Raw genomic sequence first — 17,446 nt, forward strand, 5'->3', positions numbered from 1 at the left:
CGGCTACGGGGCGGCCGGCAGCCGGAACTCGACGGTCAGGCCGTGCGGCGTGCTGCCGCTCACACCGAGCCGGCCGCCGCTGAGGCGGGCGAGCTCGTCGGCGATGGCCAGTCCCAGCCCGCTGCCGGGCACGTTCTGGTGCTCCGGGGCGCGGGCGAAGCGGCGCACCAGCAGCGCCAGTTGGCCCTCCGGTACACCGGGGCCGTCGTCGCGCACGCGCACGACGGCCGTCCCGTCCGCGCCGCGCGTGGCGGACACCTCGACCCGGCCGCCGGGCGGCACGAACTTGACGGCGTTGTCGAGGAGCGCGTCCAGGATCCGGCCCGCCGCGTCCGGCAGGGCGCGTGAGCGCAGGCCGTCCGCCACGCCGCGGGCCGCCAGCTCCAGCCCGGCGGCGCGGAACACCGGGGCCCAGGCCCCCACCCGTTCCCGTACGGCCCGCGACACGTCCTGCTCCGCGGGCTCCGCGCCGCCGGACTCCACCCGGGCCAGCGCCAGCAGCCCGTCGAGGAGCTCCTCCAGGCGCTCCGCCTCGTCCAGTGCCCGGGTGTGCTCGGTCCGGCCGGGCCCCGGCGCGATGTGCGGTTCGATGTTCTCCAGTTGCAGGACCAGGGTGGCCAGCGGGTTGCGCAGCTGGTGGGAGGCGTCGGCGACGAAGTCGCGCTGGCGACCGATGGACCCGGCCACGGCCTCCGCCATGAGGTTGAAGTGCTGCCGCAGGCGCCGCAGTTCGGGCGGCCCGGTGCCGGACACCGCCCGAGCCTGGAGGCTGCCGGCGGCCAGCCCCTCCACCGCCCGGTCCAGATCACGGACCGGGCGCAGCAGCCACCGCGCGATGCCCGCCGCGACCAGGGCGGCCGCCGCGAAGGCGGCGACGGCTCCCGCGGCGATGACGGACCAGCGGACCGCGACGTCCCGGCGGGCGGCGCCGGTGGGCACGGCCATCAGGACCGCGCCGCTCACCCGCTCGTCCCGGCCCACCGGCTCGGCGAGCACCACCGTCCCGGGACCCCACGGGCGGATGGTGGGCAGCCGGTCCGTGGAGCGGCCGGTGAGGGCGCGGCGCCGGGCGGCGGCCGCCTCCCCGGCGTCCTCCCGGGCCGGCCCCGCCCCGGCCCGCGCGACCGTGGCCCCCGCCGTGTCGACCACGACCACCCCGGCTCCGTACAGCTGCGCGTACCGGTCGATCTCGGCGGACAGCTCCAGCCGGTCGGCGCCCGTGCGCATCCGGTCGGCGAGATCGGCGAACCGTACCGCCTCGGACCGCCGTTGCAGCAGCAGGTGCTCGGTGCGGCCCCGGGCGTAGGTGTCGGCCAGCGGCGCGCAGAGCAGCAGCGCCGCCACGCCCATGAGCACGGTCAGCACGACCAGCAGCCGGCGCCTCACCGCTCACCGGCCCGCTCGTCCCGAGCGGCCGGGGAGCCGAGCTGGTAGCCGAAGCCGCGGACCGTGCGCACCAGCCCGGAGCGGCCGGTCTTGGCGCGGATGCCCGCCACGTGGACGTCCAGGGAGCGCGAGGCGGCGAGGAAGGCGTCTCCCCAGATCCGGTCCAGGATCTCCTCCCGTGAGTGCACCTGGTCGGGACGGGCCGCGAGGAAGGCCAGTACGTCGAACTCCCGCCGGGTGAGCCGCACGTCGACGCCCGCCACCGTCACCGTTCGCCCCGCCGGATCGATGTCGACGTCCCCGCTGCGCACCCGCCCGCTGGCGGCCCCCGGCCGTCCCGGCGGAGCGCCCGTCCGGCGGCGCACCGTGTCGATCCGGGCCATCAACTCGGTCATCCGGAAGGGCTTGACCACGTAGTCGTCGGCGCCCGCCCGCAGGCCCTGCACGATGTCGCGCTCCTCGCAGCGCGCCGTCACCACGATCAGCGGCGCGTCGCAGACGGTGCGCAGCCGCCGCAGCAGCTCGAGCCCGTCCAGATCGGGCAGTCCCAGGTCGAGCAGGACGAAGTCCGCCTCGTGGACGTGCCGCAGGGCGTCGACGGCACGGCCCACCCTGCGGACGCTGTGCCCGCGCTGGGCGAGGGCCGTGCCGAGGGCCTGGGCCATGCGGTCGTCGTCCTCGACGAGAAGTGCGTGCATGGACCGTTGCCTCGCGAGCGGTGACCGGGATGCGGGGTCAGTAGCTTACGGGAGCCGCCGCCGGCCGGTCCGGTCCGCGGCCCTTCGCCTCGGCGTCGGCCCGCTCCTCGGCCCGGCTGAGTGCGGCGTTGCGGGTGTCCGGCATGAGCACGTACGTCACGAGGGAGACGAGCGCGCACCCGGACACGTACCAGAAGAACAGGGGCTCGTGCCCGTTGCTCTTGAACCACAGCGCCACGTACTCCGCCGTGCCGCCGAACAGGGCGTTGGCGATCGCGTACGGCAGCGCCACGCCGAGGGCGCGGACCCGGGTCGGGAACAGCTCGGCCTTGACCGCCGCGTTGATCGAGGTGTAGCCGGTGACGATGACCAGGGCGAGCAGCGACAGGCCCAGCGCGGACCAGTACGACGAGGCCGACCCGAGGGCGGTCATGATCGGGTACGTGCCGACGGTGCAGCCCACCGCGAAGGTGATCAGCAGCGGGCGGCGGCCGATCCGGTCGGACAGCATCCCGGCGAAGGGCTGGAGCACCGCGAACAGGGCCAGCGCGGTGAAACTGACCAGCGTGGCGGTGGTCTTCGCCATGCCGGCGCTGCCGATCAGGTACTTGGTCAGGTAGGTGGTGTAGGTGTAGTAGGCCACGGTGCCGCCCAGGGTGAGGGCCATGACCAGACCGGCCTGGCGCCGGTGCTGCCACAGCACCTTCAGCGTGCCGCGGGTGCTCTCGTCGTGCGCCCCCTCGCCGGTGCTCTCCTCCTGGAAGGCGTCGGTCTCCTGGAGCCGCCGCCGGAGCCAGAAGACGACCACCGCGAACAACGCCCCGATGACGAACGGGATCCGCCAGCCCCAGCTCTCCAACTGCGCGGTGGTGAGCGTGTGCTGCAGCGTGATGAGGATGCCCAGGCCCAGGAGCTGCCCGCAGGTCATCGACACGTACTGGAAGGACGAGCCCAGGCCGCGCCGGTCGCGGGCCGACGCCTCGGTGAGGTAGGTGGCGCTGGCCGCGTACTCGCCGCCGATGCTCATTCCCTGGAGCAGCCGCGCGAGCAGCAGCACCAGCGCCCCGAAGTACCCGGCCTGCCCGTACGTCGGGGCGACGGCGATCAGCAGGGCGGCCACCGACATCATGGTGACGGTCAGCGTCAGCGCGCTCTTGCGGCCGTGCCGGTCGGCGGCGCGGCCGAGGACCCAGCCGCCCACGGGCCGCATCAGGAAGCCGACCGCGAAGATGCCCGCGGTGTTCATCAGCTGGGTGGTCGGATTGTCGCCGGGGAAGAAGGAGTCGGCGAAGTAGATCGCGAAACTGGCGTAGACGAACCAGTCGTACCACTCGACGAGGTTGCCGAGCGATCCGCCGACCAGGGCGAGGCGGCGCTTCCCGCGCTCGTCCCCGGACGGCGGCGGGGCGGGCACGGCGGTGGACGCGGACATGGCGGCTCCAGAGGGAAGTCCCCGGCGGGGACGGGGGAGTGCCCCGGGAAGCCCCGGTGGCGGGGAAGTGCCCAGAGCATGCGGCCACCGCCGCCCGCCGACAAGGTCCGCCACCCAGATCTAACGTGCCGCTAAGGAAAGCCGGGGGCGTGCGCGCGCGCCCCGGGGGCGCACGGGGGAGCGGGTGCGCTAGCTCCGCGAGATTCCCGCAGACCGCCCTGCACGATCGGCCCTGCTTTCCGATGGGGTGGTGAGGAGGAGCACCCGGTGCTCCCGGCCGCCGCCACGGGGGAGGCAGCCGCGCTCAACCCGCTCCGGGGAAGGTTTCGCACAGACGTGGACGTCGAGGTGGTTGCCCTCGTGCAGATAGCCGTTACCGCGGTGCGCAGTACCGGTTTTGACGTGGTCAGGGTGTCGCCGGCCCGGTGGTCGGCGACGAGCAGCCGAGGGAGAGTGCATGAGTGAGGGCGAGTTCGACCCATCCGGGGACCGGGCGGTCTCCAGCGAACTGGCCGGTGTCCTGCCGGTGGACTACACCGCCTTCCACTCGCAGCAGCATCGCGCCTACCTGCGCTACGCCCATCTGCAGCTGGGCTCCCGCAAGGACGCCGAGTACGTCGTCGACGACGTGTTCACCTTCCTGCTCAAGGTATGGCCGCACGCCCTGAAGGAGGCGAGCCTGCACGCGTTCGCGTGGGCGGTGCTCCGCGAGCACGTCGAGCGCAGGCTCGCCGTCTCGGCCCGCTCGGTGGCGATGGTGCAGACCGCGTGGTTCGCGGCGCTGCGCCGCGCCTCGCGGGAGCGGATGGAACTGCTCGAGTCGAAACTCGGCCTGTACGCGGCGATCGCGGACCTGTCCGAGCGGCAGTACGACGTCGTGCTGCTCGTCTTCCTGCTGGGCAACGACAACGACACGGTCGCCCGGATGATGGGCATCTCCCCCGCGACCGTCCGTTCGCACATCCGAGGCGCGCGCCGAACCCTGTCCCGGAAACTCGGGGTGGACTGGGTCCCCGGAGAGGAGAAGGACCAGTGAGCGATGTGACTCGCGACCGTGATCCCGTGACGTGGGGCGGACTGGACGCGGCACTGAAGGAAGCGGAGGTCCTGGTCGAGGAGTACGCCGGCTACGACGAGGGCGCGGCACGCCGCCGGATCGCCCGCCGGATCGTGGCCGACCGCGCCAGGACGCCGACCGGCGGCGACGGCGGCGCCGTCCCCCCGCCCGCGCCCGCGGTCGACGACCTGGTGCTCGACGCCACCTGCCACGTGCGGGCGGCCAGGACCCTGGAGGAGATCGCCTGGGCGCTGGCCGAGAGCCGGGACTTCGCCGAGACGGCGCTGGGCACCGGATCGTGGCCCCACGGAGCGGACTCGGCCCTGCTGTTCGCCTGCCTGCTGCACCTGGGCGACGAGGAGGGCGCCCGGTTCTGGTTCCAGTACGCGGCCGGCGCCGGGTCGCGGACCGCGGCCCGCTGCCTCTACCTCCACCACCTGGCCCGTGCGGAGGTGGAGACGGCCCGCCACTGGAAGCGCCAGGCGCAGGCCCTGCCGCCCGACGACCACCTGCCGGCCCTGCCGGAGATCCCGGAGACCCTCGAGGAGGCCCTGCGGGCCTCGATCATCTGGACCTCCCCGCCCATCACCACCCAGGACCTCATCGGCCTCTGCGACGCGGGCCGCTCCGCCCGCCCGTCCTACCGCCTGCCCCCGCGGCTGCGGCGGGCCATCACCGCACACGTCTGGGCCGAGGACCCGGATCTGGGAGAGGTACCGATCCCCGGCCCCCTGGTCGCCGCCGCCGTGGCGCAGCACGCGCGCCTCGACCCCCTGCACCTGACGGAGGAGGCGGCACACGGCTGGGCGCTTGACCTCCCGGAGGCCCCTCGGCCGGGCCCGGCCCCCCGCGGCGCACCGGGCCGGCGCCCCGTGCCGGCCGCGATGGAATCCGTCCACCGCGCCCTGCGCGTCCTCGAGGTCGTCAACCGCTACGCCGGGGGCGTGAGCCTCACCCAGATCGCTCGCGAGACCGGACTTCACCAACTGGCGCTGGCCCGTGCCGTGGAGCAACTGACCCGCGCCGCCCTGGTCACGCCCGTCGGACCCGACGCCTACGCGGCCGGCAGCGCCCTGCGGCTCGGCCCCGGGGAGGACGGCCGCGGACACCTGCGGGAGACGCTCGCCTGGGTGCGGGATGCGGTGGGCGCCGCCGTCTACGTGGCCCGCTACACCGACGGAGAGGTCTCGATCACCCAGTACGCCGACGGGCCCGCCACCCCGCTCGTCGACGAGTGGGTGGACTTCCGGGCGGCCGCGCACGCCTCCGCCGTGGGCAAGGCCCTGCTCGCCCAGCTCGACGACGACCAGCGCAGGGACCACCTCTCCCGGCACCGGCTCACCCGCTTCACCGCCCACACCCTCGGCACCCCGGGGGCCCTCTTCCAGCAGCTCGACGGCCGCATGCCGAGCGCCCCCCTGCTCGACCTCCAGGAGTACGCGCTGGGGACGCTCTGCGCCGCGGTGCCGATCACGGCCGGTCCCAACGCCGAGTGCGTGGCCCTGTCCATCCCCGCCACCGACCCGCGCCGCCTGCGCCAGGCGGCGCGGATCCTGCAGAGCGAGGCCGCGGCCGTCCTCATCGCCCTGATCGTCGCCGGCGGCGCCCACCCCGGACCGCGGATGACGGCACCGGAGGGCGGGAACGGCCCTGCCGGGTTGGGCAGCGGCCTGCTGTCGCCGACTGCCTGAAACCGGTTGTCCCCGGGCCCGACGCCTCGAGTCGGCGGGCCCGGGCGGCCGACGCCGCACCTGCCGTCGGCAGCCTCTGCCAAAAACCTGTTGGCACATACACCCACCGGCGTATGATCTGACGAGTCGTTCGATTCAGGGGGAGATGACATGGTGGTGCGACCGGACGTGGTCGATCTGCTGGAGCTCAGCGCGGACTTCACACGTGACCCGTATCCCGTCTACGCGAGCTTGCGCGCGAAGGGACCCGTGCACCACGTGCGCACCCCGGACGACGAGGAGATGTGGCTGGTCGTCGGATACGACGCCTGCCGCACGGCGTTCACCGACCCGCGGTTGAGCCGGGACTGGCGCGGCTCCGGCGACATGGCCCAGATCATCAACGCCGACCAGGACCACCCGGCGCTCGCCCACATGTTGATGTCCGACCCACCGGACCACACCCGGCTGCGCCGCCTGGTGGCCCGGGAGTTCACCCCGCGCCGCATCGAGGCACTGGGGCCGCGCGTCCAGGAGGTGACCGACGAACTGCTGGACGCCATGGAGGCGAATCCCGAGCGCCGGGGCGACCTGGTGAATTCCTTCGCGTTCCCGCTGCCGATGACCGTCATCTGCGAGCTGCTCGGCGTACCGGAGCTGGACCGCGAGGCGTTCCGCAGGTGGTCCGGCGAAATGGTGGCCCGTACCAGCCCGGAGGCCGAGGCCGCCGCCTACGCGGAGATGCCCCGCTACCTGTCCGAGCTCGTCGAGGCCAAGCGCGCCGCTCCCGGTGACGACCTGCTCAGCGGAATGATCCACGCCGTGGACGAGGGCGGGGACCGGCTTTCGCCGGAGGAGCTGATCGGCATGTGCGTCCTGTTGCTCATCGCCGGCCACGAGACGACCGTCAATATGATCGGCAACGGGATGCGCGCCCTGTTCGCCCACCCGGACCAGCTCGCCGACCTGCGGGCGGACCCGGGCCTGCTCGACGGCGCGATCGAGGAGATGCTCCGCTACGACGGCCCGGTCGAGACCTGCACCGAGCGGCTCGCCCTGGAGGACGTGGAGATGGGCGGGGTGCTCATTCCGGCGGGCTCGGCCGTCCTCATCGCCATGGCCGACGCCGACCGCGACCCGGCGCGCTTCCCCGACCCGGACCGGTTCGACATCCGCCGCGACGCCCGCGGCCACATGGCCTTCGGGCACGGACTGCACCACTGCCTGGGCGCGCCGCTGGCCAGGATGGAGGGGCGCATCGCCCTGCGCTCGCTGCTCGAGCGCTTCCCGGACCTCACCTCCGACGCCGACGAGGCGAAACTGTCGTGGGTGCCCGGCATGCTCATCCGGGGCGTACGCGAACTGCCCGTGCGCTGGTGACCTGACGCGACTCAGCCCGGGGAGGGCGGGTGCCCCTGCGCTCCGGTCCCGCCCCCCTGCGCTGCCGTCCCGCTCCCGCCCCGCTGCGCCGCCGGCCCGTCCCCGGACTGCCCGGTGATGCGCTCCAGGTCCGTCATCAGCGAGTCCAGCCACTCCGCGGCCGCGTAGTACGGCATCGGCGCGCCGGGCGGCTGCGCCGAGAAGCCGTCGAAGTACGGGTCCCGCAGCGGCACCGGCCCCTCCGGGGTGTCGCCGCTCGGGTCCAGGCGCGCCGCGACCAGCAGCATCCGCCCGGCCACCCGGTCCCCGAGCCGGGTCACGGCCCTCGCGGACTCCCGCGCCAGGGGCGGTACGGCGACCCGCTCGGGCGGTGCCAGCAGCCGGTCGGAGCCCCACAGCGTGTGGTGGCCGGCCATCAGCGTCGCGTGCCAGTCCTGCCCCGGGGACGTTGCCGACTCCGTCGGCTCGCTCTGGAACTGCGCGTACGCCGACTCCGCCATGATCACCGCATGCTGCAGCGACCGCTGCTTCGGCGCCGCGGTCACCGGCCCGCGCACACCGCCCGCCGCGAGCTGGGCGGTCGTGGCCACCACGGTCTCCGCCGCACCCCGCAACATCACCGCCGCCGATCGCCGCAGCTCGTCCTGCGCGCCGCGGGGCCAGGCCAGCAGCCCGAACACGGCCCCGATGGCGCTGCCGGTCAGGACGTCCAGCAACCGGAACTCCGCCAGCTGCCAGGTCGCGGGCGCCACCTGGGCGAAGACCAGCGCGACCACCAGCGTGAAGAGCGCCTGCGCCCAGCCCACGCCCTTGACCGGCCCCAGGGTGAAGGCGACCAGCATCAGCGGCGGCAGCGCCGCCGCGTACACCGCGATGTCGGTGCCCACCAGCGCCAGCAGCCCGGCCACCACCAGGGCGCCCACCAGGGTCCCGGTGAGTGCCACCCGTACCGTCGCCCGCGTCTGCCGCACGGTCGTCCTGGTCAGGGTCAGGGTCGCCAGCAGCACCCAGAAGCCGTGCGGCAGCGAGTCCACGCCCGCGATCACCCGGGCGGCCGCCAGCGCCAGACTGATTCGCACCGCGTTCTGGAAGAACACCGATCGACCGCCGGCGTGGCCCTCCAGTCGCCGCCACCACAGCTCCGGCGCGGGCCGCCGCGCGTACCAGAAGCGTCCCGGTGCCGCCCGAGCGGCCGCCGCCCGGCCCCGTACCGCGATCCACGCGGCCGTCGACACGGCCAGGGCGGCGTCCGCCGCCTCCAGTACCGCCGCGCGCCGGCGCAGCACCACCGGGGACGAGCCGGCGGCCGGACCCGCCGCGAGAGCCGAGCGGGCCCGCAGCAGCTCGGCGTGCGCGTCCCCGGTGGGCGCCCGGCCGCGCAGGAGGGCGGCCGTCTCCTCCGCCGCGTCCCGTACCGCCCGCAGCCCGTCCAGTCCGGCCGGGTCCGGGCGCGCCCCGCCGGGGAGGGTTGGCAGCAGCGGGAGTCTGCTCAGCAGGGTGCGCAGGGACAGCCCGGTCTGGGCCAGTGCCCGGTCCCGTACGCCCGCGCCCGCCGGCCGCTCGGCTTCCGGGACGCGCGAGGGCCGCAGGCCGGTGCCCGCCGCCAGCGCCGCCGCGGCCGTCGGTGCGGACAGCGTGAACGAGCCCCGCGTCAGCTCGTCGGCGCAGCTCCACGCGGTGTCGGCGGCCCGGGCGGCCAGCTCCCGGTAGGGGATGGTCGGTGGTTCGGGCAGTACGAAGGCCTCCGCGAGGACCAGGAGCACAAGGCCGGTCGTCGCACCCGTCAGCCGCTCGCCGAGCGATCCGGGATCGTAGGGCGGGAAGGACGGCAGGATGTACATGAGCTGGAGTCCCGGCGCGGCCCCCGCCGGACGCGGCCCGCCCACCGCGGCGAAGGCCAGCGCGAAACCGACCAGCAGCATGCCCAGGACCGCGCTCCAGGTCCGTACGGCCAGGCAGGTGCCGATCGTGAGCAGCACCCAGCAGACGGGCACCAGGCGCAGGACGACGGCGGCGCGCTGCCGGCCGGTGCCGGGGATGCGCGACAGACCGGCCAGGGCCACGGCGGCGAACACCGCGTAGGTCGCGGCGACGGCCGAGCCGAAGCCGTACAGGAACAGGTAGAACGCGGCGCCGCCGGCCAGCGTGACCCGCACCGACCGCCGGGCCGCCGCCCGGTAGGCGGCGGGCAGCCGTGCCCTGGGAACGCCGGCCATGGAACCAGCATCCCCCGGTCCCGGCCGTCCGGCACCCGGCGCGGGCGCGCCGTGGGGCCGCCGGTCCGGGCCGGAGGCGGGGCGGCCGGGGCGGGGTGAGGTGGGTCACACGGGGGCACGGGCTTGTCACATCCGGCCGCTCCGCCGTGTCTGGGGTGCGTATGCACTGACAGCGACACAGGAGGCAGCATGAACGCCCGTCTGAACATCCTCGGCAGTCCGACCGCCGGCCGGTTGCTCAAGCAGTTCGTCTCGGCCGGCAAGGCGCTCGCGGATTCGCCGCTGCCCGCCGCGACGCAGGAGCTGGTGAAGATCCGCGCGAGCCAGATCAACGGCTGCGGCTTCTGCACCGACATGCACACCAAGGAGGCCGCCGCCGCCGGTGAGACGGCGACCCGCCTCCACCTGGTGGCGACATGGCGGGAGGCCACGGTCTTCACCGAGGCCGAGCGGGCCGCACTCGAACTGGCCGAGCAGGGGACCCGGATCGCGGACGCGGCCGGCGGAGTCAGCGACGAGGTCTGGGAGAACGCGGCCAGGCACTTCGACGAGGAGCAACTGACCGCGCTGGTCGCCCAGATCGCCCTCATCAACGCCTTCAACCGGTTGAACGTGATGGTCCAGACCCCGGCCGGCGACTACCAGCCCGGCCAGTTCGGGTAGTTCGGGCAGTCGGGACGGCTCGGGCAGTCGGGACGGCTCGGGAGGTCCGGGCGGCCGGACGCGTGCGTGCGGCCGCCCGGCCACCGGGCTTCAGGAGACCGCGTACCACTGGCTGGCCCAGCCGGTGTTGATGGTGCTGATCGACTGCTCGGCGAGGTCCACCTTCGCGGGCAGCGACGTCTGCCCGGTCAGGATGGTGCTGTACCGCAGGTTTGGCGGCGTCAGGCCGGCGTTGACCGAGATGCCGGCCCCGGTGGACTTCAGCGTGAGGGCGTTGGTGGCCCAACTGCCGTTGAGGAGGAGGGCGATGAAGTAGGTGCCGGGCGCGGCGGTGAACGGCTTGGCCAGGGGGAACGGCTTGGCGATCGCGTCCGTCATCAACTGGGGCGAGACGTCCGGGGTGGCCGCGAGCAGGGTGCCCTGGGCGTCGTACACGCCGAGGTGGCAGTTCGAGAGCTGCGCGTTCGGGTCGATGCCGGCCAGCCCCAGCCAGATGTTCGACCAGGTGATCTGCTCGCGCAGGACGATCCGTACGAGGGTGACCCGGCCGCCGACCCCCGCTGCGGACTGCGCGGTGACGTGGCCCGCGTCGTTGGGGTCGCCGGTCCACGCCAGCAGGTTCTGGTCCTGCGGCCGCGGCCCCTCGAACCCGGAACCCGCGCCCGGCGCCGGCACCGGGGTTCCGGGAGCCGAGGCTCCGGGCGCCGGCAACCCGGAGCTCGCCGCCCCGCGGGGGCTTCCCGCCGGTGCGGTGCAGCCGGCCAGGACGAGCAGCGCCGCGGCTACGGCGACGAGGCCGGTCGTGGCGGTGGTGGTACGGGTGCGCATGGTCCCCCCATGAGGCGCGGATGTATCGACGAGCCATGGTCACACAGACCACCGGCTCCCCAGGGACCTGCCCCGACGGCCCGGGGACCGGGGGAGGTCACTCGAACGGCCCAAGGGTGTCGGGGGGGGGTCCGCGGGGTCAGGGGCGGAAGCGCAAGGGGTGGTCCGCCGGTACCTCCACCACGGCGATGCGTACGCCGTCGGGGTCCGCGAGCCACATCTCGATTAGGCCCCAGGGCTCGCGCACCGGGGGCCGCAGGATCTCGGCGCCCCGGGCGCACAGTTCCTCGTGCGCCGCGGCCGCATCCTCGACCTGGAGCCACAGCCGCATCCCGGGAGCCGGCGGCTCCTCGGCGCGGCCCGACAGCTCCAGGAAGCCGCCGCCCAGGAAGTAGACGGTCCCGCGCTCGGGGCCGGTACCGAACTCGCGGTGGACGGACAGCCCGAGCGTGCCGCCGTAGAAGGCGCGGGAGCGCTCCGGGTCCGTGGGGGTGAGCAGGGTCCTGCCGCTCAGCACGTGCACCATGACTCCCAGCCTCGTCCTATGGTCGAAGCATGGTACGCAAGCGCGTGATCGTGTCGGGCACCGTGCAGGGGGTGTTCTTCCGGGACACCTGCCGCCGCGAGGCGTGTGCGCACGGTGTCTCCGGCTGGGTGCGGAACCTGCCCGGAGGCGAGGTGGAGGCGCTGTTCGACGGGGATGAGGGCCCGGTCGAGGCGATGGTGCGCTGGGCGCACACGGGGCCGCCGGAGGCCGAGGTCCGCGCCGTGGAGGTCCGCGAGGAGCAGGCGCCCGAGCCGTTGCGCGGCTTCGAGGTCCGCCCGACCCCCCGGGGCGCGGACTGAACCCGGCCCGCGGGGCGCGCGCTCCGGCCCGCCGGACCCCGCGCCGGAGCGCCGTACGCCTCGCCTCCACCGCCGGCACGGCGTTCGTCGTGCTGTGCGGCGCGGCGCTCGGCTGTACGGCGGCACCCACGGCCGCGCCCCCGCCCGTGAGCCGGGTGCAGGTCGCGGGGCAGACGGGCCTGGCGGCCGAGGTTTCGGCAGTGCCCCAGGCGGCGCTGGGGGCCGGCTACCGGCCGGGCTGCCCGGTCGGTCCGGACCGGCTGCGGCTGGTCCGCATGAACCACTGGGGGTTCGACGGCAAGGTCCACCGGGGTGAACTCGTCGCCCACGAGAGGGCGGTCCAACCCCTCCTCAAGGTCTTCGGCGCGGCCTTCGAGGCGAAGTTCCCCATCCGCCGCATGCGGCCGACGGCCGCGTACGGCGGCGACGACGAGCGGTCGATGGCCGACGACAACACCTCCGCCTTCAACTGCCGGCGCGTCACCGGCGACCCGGCCCGCCTCTCCCGGCACGCCTACGGGGACGCCGTGGACATCAACCCGGTGGAGAACCCGTACGTGGACCGCGGCGGCACCCCCCATCCGGCCGCCGGCCGCCCCCACCTGCGGCGCGACCCCGGCACCCCCGGCATGATCCGCCCCGGGGACGCCATCACCAGGGCCTTCGAGGAGGTGGGGTGGGTCTGGGGCGGCGGCTGGTCCCACCCCGACTACCAGCACTTCTCGGCGACCGGAGGCTGAGCCGGCCCACCGCCCGGCCCGCCCCCCGACCCGACCCCTCCGCCCGTGCTCCGCAACCGGTTTCCGCCGGGCCGCCCCCGGCACCGGCCGGTTCCGGCCAACCTCGCCCGCCGGCCGTTCCGGGATCCGGGCGGCGCCCCGACACGATCAGCGGCCACGCCCGGTGGGCCGCCGCCGGGAGGTCGGCCAGATCCCGCTGCTCCCTCCCCGCGACTGCGCTCTACTCACTGCCTCCAGTTCCGGCGACCCCGCAGCCGCCCCTCCGCCCACGCGGACACGGGCGTCCTCGGGCTGCGCGAAATCACCTGAACTGGCCTCCACGACAACCCAGTTGAAGGAGACGGTGAGCATGTCCGAGCAGTCCGCGCAGAACCCCGAACGCAAGCGGGAACAGGAACAGGGGCAGGGGCAGGAACAAGGGCAGGGGCAGGGGCAGGGGCAGGGGCAGGGACCGGAACAGGAGCGGGTGGCCGGGCACGACCCCGTCGTGCCACCCGCCCCTCCCGAGCTCACGTACACCTGGGGCCAGCACAACGAGACCATGGAGGCGCTCTCGCTCGGGCAGATGGCCCGACGCGTGCCCTCCGCCCTGCGGCAGACCGCGCGACTCGCCCTCGCCGTCAACCGCACCGCCTTCCACGTGCTGGTCACCGCCCAGATCCTCGGCGGGATCTGCACGGCGGGCGCCCTCGCGGCGGTCTCCCGGGCGATGGTCCCGCTCCTGACCGGCGACGACGTACGGGAACGGGTTTCGGCCGCCGCCTGGCCGCTGGTCGTCGCGGCGGTGATGACCGCCCTCGGCGCGCTCGCCTCCATCGCCGCCGGCAGTGCGGCCCGCCGGCTCAACCCCGGCATGGCCACCCTCGCCGACCTCGCCATGGTCGACGCCCACATGGACGTGGAACTCGCCGCCTACGACGCCCCCGACTTCACCGAGCGCTCGGAGGCGGCCGAAACCGGCTCCGCCCGCTCCGCGATGCTCCTGCAGGACGCGCTGGGCTTCACCGGCGGGGTGATCGACATGGTCGCGGTCGCGTCCGTGCTCGCCGTGGTCCACCCCGTGCTCCTGCCGCTGCTCCTGCTGTCGGTCATCCCCCGGGGCCTCGGGTCGGTGTACGCGGCCCGCCTCGACTACCGGCTCCACAACCAGACGATCGCCGCCCGCAACATCAAGCACATGATGCGCTGGCACCTGACCACGCCCAAGCTCGCCGACGAGCTGCGCGGCAACAGCATGCGGCCCTACGCCCACCACTGGTACGCGGCGGTCTGCGAGCGGATCGACTCCAGGATGGTCGGCTCCGCGCCCCGCTACCTCACGGTGTACCTGGTGGCCGCCACCGCCTCCGGGGTGTTCGTCGTCGCGACGTACGGGGCCCTCGCCGGGCTGGTCGTCGGCGGCTACATGGCCCTCGCCGCCGCCGGCACGGCCATCGTGGCCATGAGGACCTCCACGGCCGCCCTGTCCCAGCTCGTCGTCTACGGGGCGGCCATGTTCCAGCACGCCCTCTACCTCGGCGACTACACCGCCTTCGTCGAGGAGGCCGCGCAGAAATCCGGTCCGCGCGGTCCGCAGGTGGTGCGGACCGCGCCGGAGAAGATCCGGCTGGAGGAGGCCACCTACACCTATCCCGGCAAGGACACCCCCGCCCTCGGGCCGGTCTCCCTCACCCTGTCCAGGGGCGAGGTGGTCGCCGTCATCGGGGAGAACGGCGCCGGCAAGTCCACGCTCATCCGGCTGCTCACCTCGCTGACCGCCCCGACGTCCGGCACCGTCTCCTGGGACGGCGTCCCGACCTCGGACGCCGACCAGCGCTCCGCCTGGGCCCATGTCGGCCTGGTCACCCAGTCGTACGGGTACTGGCCGTTCTCCGCCCGGGAGAACATCACCCTCGGGCAGCCCGATCCCCGAGGCGAGGAGGCCGTGTGGGAGGCGCTGGACGCCGTCGGCATGCGGACGACCGTCGAGGCGTTCCCCGACGGCCTGGACACCCTCCTCGCGCGCTCGATCTGGGGCGGCCACGAGCCCTCCGGCGGCCAGTGGCAGCGCATCGCCTGCGGCCGCGCCTTCCATCGCAGGCCGGGCCTGCTGGTCATGGACGAGCCGACGAGCGCCATGGATCCGCGCGGCGAGCACATGGTCTTCTCCGGTCTGCGGGGCATGAAGGACGACCGGATCACGGTGATCGTCACCCACCGGATGGAGAACTGCCGCCTCGCCGACCGCATCATCGTGCTGGACCGCGGCCGCATCGTGGAGCAGGGGCCCTTCGACCAGCTCGTCACCCTGGACGGCGGCCGGTTCCGGGAGCTCTACGAACTGGCGCAGGACCGCTGAGCTGAGCAGGTGCGGGTGCCCGCCCGGCGACGGCCGCCGGGCGGCACCCGCACGGTACGGGCGGCCGGCGAGGTTTGTCCCGCCCGGTGCGGGTTAGGCGCCTCGTACGAGCGGCTTCGCAGCCGGGCTCGCGCGCGGGTCCGAAACGGTCCCCGCGGCGGGCTCCACTTCGAGGAAGGACGCCGACACGATGACTCGCCCCCACCCCATGGAGCCCGCTGACGGCGGCCTGCGGGTCGTGGTCACCGGAGCCACCGGAAACGTGGGCACCAGCGTGGTCCGGGCCTGCGCGGACAGCGCGGCCGTCGCCTCGGTCCTGGGCCTGGCCCGCAGGGTGCCGCGGTGGGCGCCCGCCAAGACGGCGTGGGCCGCCGCGGACGTCGGACCGGACGGGCCGGACCTCGTCCCGCTGTTCGCCGGGGCCGACGCGGTGGTCCACCTCGCCTGGCGCTTCCAGCCGACCCACCATCCCGCACGGACCTGGCAGAGCAACGTCCTCGGCAGCGTGCGCGTGTTCGAGGCCGCGGCGCGGGCCGGGGTGCCCGCGCTCATCCACGCCTCCTCCGTCGGCGCGTACTCGCCGGGCCCCAAGGACCGCACCGTCGACGAGTCCTGGCCGACGCACGGCTGGCCGCAGGCGGCGTACACCCGGGAGAAGTCCTACCTGGAGCGCGTCCTCGACGCCTACGAGCAGGAGCATCCGCAGGTCCGGGTGGTGCGCATGCGCCCGGCGTTCCTGTTCAAGCGGACCTCGGCCTCCGAACAGCGCAGGATCTTCGCCGGACGCCTCCTGCCCGGGCGGCTCGTCCGGCCGGGTCTGATCCCCGCCGTCCCGGACCTGCCCGGTCTGACCCTGCAGGCGCTGCACACCGATGACGCGGCCGCCGCGTACCTGGCGGCGATCACCCGTCCCGTACGCGGGCCCTTCAACCTGGCGGCCGACCCGGTCCTCGACGCCGAGGTGCTGGCGGGCATCCTGCACGCCCGCCGCTTCCCGCTGCCGAGCACCCCGGTGCGGGCGGCCCTGGCCGCCGCCTGGCGCCTGCACCTCGTGCCCGCCTCACCGGACCTGTTCGACGCCGTCCTGCGGCTGCCGCTGCTGGATTCCACCCGGGCCCGCGCCGAGTTGGAGTGGCAGCCCGCGTACACGGCGGTGCAGGCGGTCGAGGAGTTCCTGGCCGGTCTGCGCGAGGGCGCGGGAATGGACACCGCCCCGCTCGCCGCCTGAGCGAGCCATCACGAGCAGACGAGCAGCCGCCGGCGCCCGCAGCCGCCGGCGCCGGTCGGTGCCGTCGGACCACATCCACTGACGGCATCGACCGGCGCCGGCGGTCGGGTCACCGGGCCGGGCGCCCGGTCACTCGTCCCGCGGGCCCGTCCAGCGCGTGCCCTTGCCGTCCGGCTTCTCCGGCTGCTGGGGCCGGTCCATGCGGCTCGCCTCGTCGGTGTCCGCCGCCGCGGTCTTCTTCTCCGCGGTCTTGTCCTCGCCGTGGCGGTCGGCATGCGGCGTGTGCTGCATCGCCTGCGCCTGCTCGTCCTGGTGGGGGATTCCCCCCGCGCCGCCCTGCTCGTCCATGGCCGTCCTCCTCCTGCCTCACCGCGCGGTGCCGACCGGGCCGGCCGGCCGGGCTGTCCTGCGGCACCTGCCCCGGTTCGTCCCCGCCATGCACGGCGGCCGGGGGTGCGCCGCCGCGCCGGGCGCCGACCGGGAACCCCGTGCCCTGCCCGGCGGGTCCGCCCTCCGCCGCCCCGGTGCGGGCGGACCGGGGAACCGCATCGGACCGATATCTGCCCGCACCCCCAACTCGCATGCAATGATGCTGAGTTATGACCGAGGGGGAGGGTGTGGCGAACAGGCTGGTCAGCATACGCCTGGGACAGGGTGCGAGCGCGAACGACGTCGGAGCCCTGAAGGCGTGGTTGGAACGCGAACACAAGCTGGAGGCGCTGAGAAACAGCGGCGCCCTGGAGATCCGGGAGCGCGCCGGGGCCGAGGAGCGCCCGGGCACTCCGATGGGCGTCGGGCTGGAGATCGTGCTGGTCCTGGTCGGCATTGCCGGCCCCAAGGTCTTCGACGAGGTGTACGAGCAGGTCAAGAGCGGGGTACGGGCCTGGCGGGAGAACCGTCGCGCCGTGGAGCGGGGCGAGCCCCCGGAGGTCGAGGTCGTCCCGGACGGCGACGCGAGGTAGGG

General features: G+C 74.5%; 16 protein-coding genes. 9 read left to right on the forward strand and 7 right to left on the reverse strand.

Going from position 1 to position 17,446, the window contains the following annotated elements; genetic code table 11:
- Positions 1-3: 3 nt before the first annotated feature.
- Genes AC07FY_RS30375 through AC07FY_RS30385 form a run of 3 tightly spaced genes read right to left on the reverse strand, consistent with a single transcriptional unit; the run spans position 4 to position 3,516 of the window.
- Positions 4-1,386 carry a sensor histidine kinase gene (locus AC07FY_RS30375; RefSeq protein ID WP_479012771.1) on the reverse strand — a complete coding sequence of 461 codons (1,383 nt, stop codon included), beginning with the start codon at positions 1,384-1,386 and terminating at the stop codon, positions 4-6.
- On the reverse strand, positions 1,383-2,084 hold the full coding sequence (locus AC07FY_RS30380; protein ID WP_479012774.1) for a response regulator transcription factor: 702 nt from the start codon (positions 2,082-2,084) through the stop codon (positions 1,383-1,385). The genes AC07FY_RS30375 and AC07FY_RS30380 overlap by 4 nt, the downstream gene beginning before the upstream one ends.
- A 37-nt stretch (positions 2,085-2,121) precedes the next feature.
- Positions 2,122-3,516 (reverse strand): MFS transporter, encoded by a 1,395-nt coding sequence (locus AC07FY_RS30385; RefSeq protein ID WP_479012777.1) that lies wholly within the window; start codon positions 3,514-3,516, stop codon positions 2,122-2,124.
- A 457-nt stretch (positions 3,517-3,973) separates the two neighbouring features.
- Between AC07FY_RS30385 and AC07FY_RS30390 the strand changes: the two genes are divergently transcribed.
- The 3 genes from AC07FY_RS30390 (at position 3,974) to AC07FY_RS30400 (ending at position 7,623) form a co-directional block, all read left to right on the forward strand.
- A complete protein-coding gene (locus tag AC07FY_RS30390) occupies positions 3,974-4,552 on the forward strand; it encodes an RNA polymerase sigma factor (protein ID WP_479012780.1) in 579 nt (192 codons plus the stop codon).
- A 905-nt stretch (positions 4,553-5,457) separates the two neighbouring features.
- Positions 5,458-6,264, forward strand: a complete 807-nt coding sequence (locus tag AC07FY_RS30395; RefSeq protein ID WP_479012943.1) for an IclR family transcriptional regulator — start codon at positions 5,458-5,460, stop codon at positions 6,262-6,264.
- Positions 6,265-6,414: 150 nt separating this feature from the next.
- Entirely contained in the window at positions 6,415-7,623 is a 1,209-nt protein-coding gene (locus AC07FY_RS30400; RefSeq protein WP_479012783.1) for a cytochrome P450 family protein, read from the forward strand.
- 11 nt (positions 7,624-7,634) lie between these two features.
- On the opposite strand, the gene AC07FY_RS30405 is transcribed toward AC07FY_RS30400, so the two are convergent.
- A complete protein-coding gene (locus tag AC07FY_RS30405; RefSeq protein ID WP_479012786.1) occupies positions 7,635-9,839 on the reverse strand; it encodes an FUSC family protein in 2,205 nt (734 codons plus the stop codon).
- Positions 9,840-10,028: 189 nt separating this feature from the next.
- Between AC07FY_RS30405 and AC07FY_RS30410 the strand changes: the two genes are divergently transcribed.
- Positions 10,029-10,502 (forward strand): carboxymuconolactone decarboxylase family protein, encoded by a 474-nt coding sequence (locus tag AC07FY_RS30410; protein ID WP_479012788.1) that lies wholly within the window; start codon positions 10,029-10,031, stop codon positions 10,500-10,502.
- Positions 10,503-10,592: 90 nt separating this feature from the next.
- Here the strand turns inward: AC07FY_RS30410 and AC07FY_RS30415 are convergent, their stop codons facing one another.
- Both AC07FY_RS30415 and AC07FY_RS30420 read right to left on the reverse strand, forming a co-directional pair.
- Positions 10,593-11,330 (reverse strand): hypothetical protein, encoded by a 738-nt coding sequence (locus AC07FY_RS30415; protein ID WP_479012791.1) that lies wholly within the window; start codon positions 11,328-11,330, stop codon positions 10,593-10,595.
- Positions 11,331-11,469: 139 nt separating this feature from the next.
- A complete protein-coding gene (locus tag AC07FY_RS30420) occupies positions 11,470-11,856 on the reverse strand; it encodes a VOC family protein (RefSeq protein WP_479012794.1) in 387 nt (128 codons plus the stop codon).
- A gap of 29 nt (positions 11,857-11,885) precedes the next feature.
- On the opposite strand from AC07FY_RS30420, the gene AC07FY_RS30425 reads away from it, so the two are divergent.
- The 4 genes from AC07FY_RS30425 to AC07FY_RS30440 all read left to right on the forward strand — a co-directional run bounded on the left by AC07FY_RS30425 (position 11,886) and on the right by AC07FY_RS30440 (position 16,482).
- Positions 11,886-12,176 carry an acylphosphatase gene (locus AC07FY_RS30425; RefSeq protein ID WP_479012797.1) on the forward strand — a complete coding sequence of 97 codons (291 nt, stop codon included), beginning with the start codon at positions 11,886-11,888 and terminating at the stop codon, positions 12,174-12,176.
- Positions 12,177-12,322: 146 nt separating this feature from the next.
- Entirely contained in the window at positions 12,323-12,916 is a 594-nt protein-coding gene (locus tag AC07FY_RS30430) for a M15 family metallopeptidase (RefSeq protein WP_479012800.1), read from the forward strand.
- Positions 12,917-13,265: 349 nt separating this feature from the next.
- The gene (locus tag AC07FY_RS30435; RefSeq protein WP_479012803.1) at positions 13,266-15,254 is read left to right on the forward strand and encodes an ATP-binding cassette domain-containing protein; all 1,989 of its coding nucleotides are present in this window, start codon (positions 13,266-13,268) and stop codon (positions 15,252-15,254) included.
- 190 nt (positions 15,255-15,444) lie between these two features.
- Positions 15,445-16,482 (forward strand): NAD-dependent epimerase/dehydratase family protein, encoded by a 1,038-nt coding sequence (locus tag AC07FY_RS30440; protein WP_479012806.1) that lies wholly within the window; start codon positions 15,445-15,447, stop codon positions 16,480-16,482.
- A gap of 129 nt (positions 16,483-16,611) precedes the next feature.
- Here the strand turns inward: AC07FY_RS30440 and AC07FY_RS30445 are convergent, their stop codons facing one another.
- A complete protein-coding gene (locus tag AC07FY_RS30445) occupies positions 16,612-16,830 on the reverse strand; it encodes a hypothetical protein (RefSeq protein WP_479012809.1) in 219 nt (72 codons plus the stop codon).
- 251 nt (positions 16,831-17,081) lie between these two features.
- Between AC07FY_RS30445 and AC07FY_RS30450 the strand changes: the two genes are divergently transcribed.
- Positions 17,082-17,444, forward strand: a complete 363-nt coding sequence (locus AC07FY_RS30450) for a hypothetical protein (protein WP_479012812.1) — start codon at positions 17,082-17,084, stop codon at positions 17,442-17,444.
- Positions 17,445-17,446: the final 2 nt, after the last annotated feature.

The sequence above is a fragment of the Streptomyces sp. NPDC045967 genome (genome assembly GCF_056430495.1).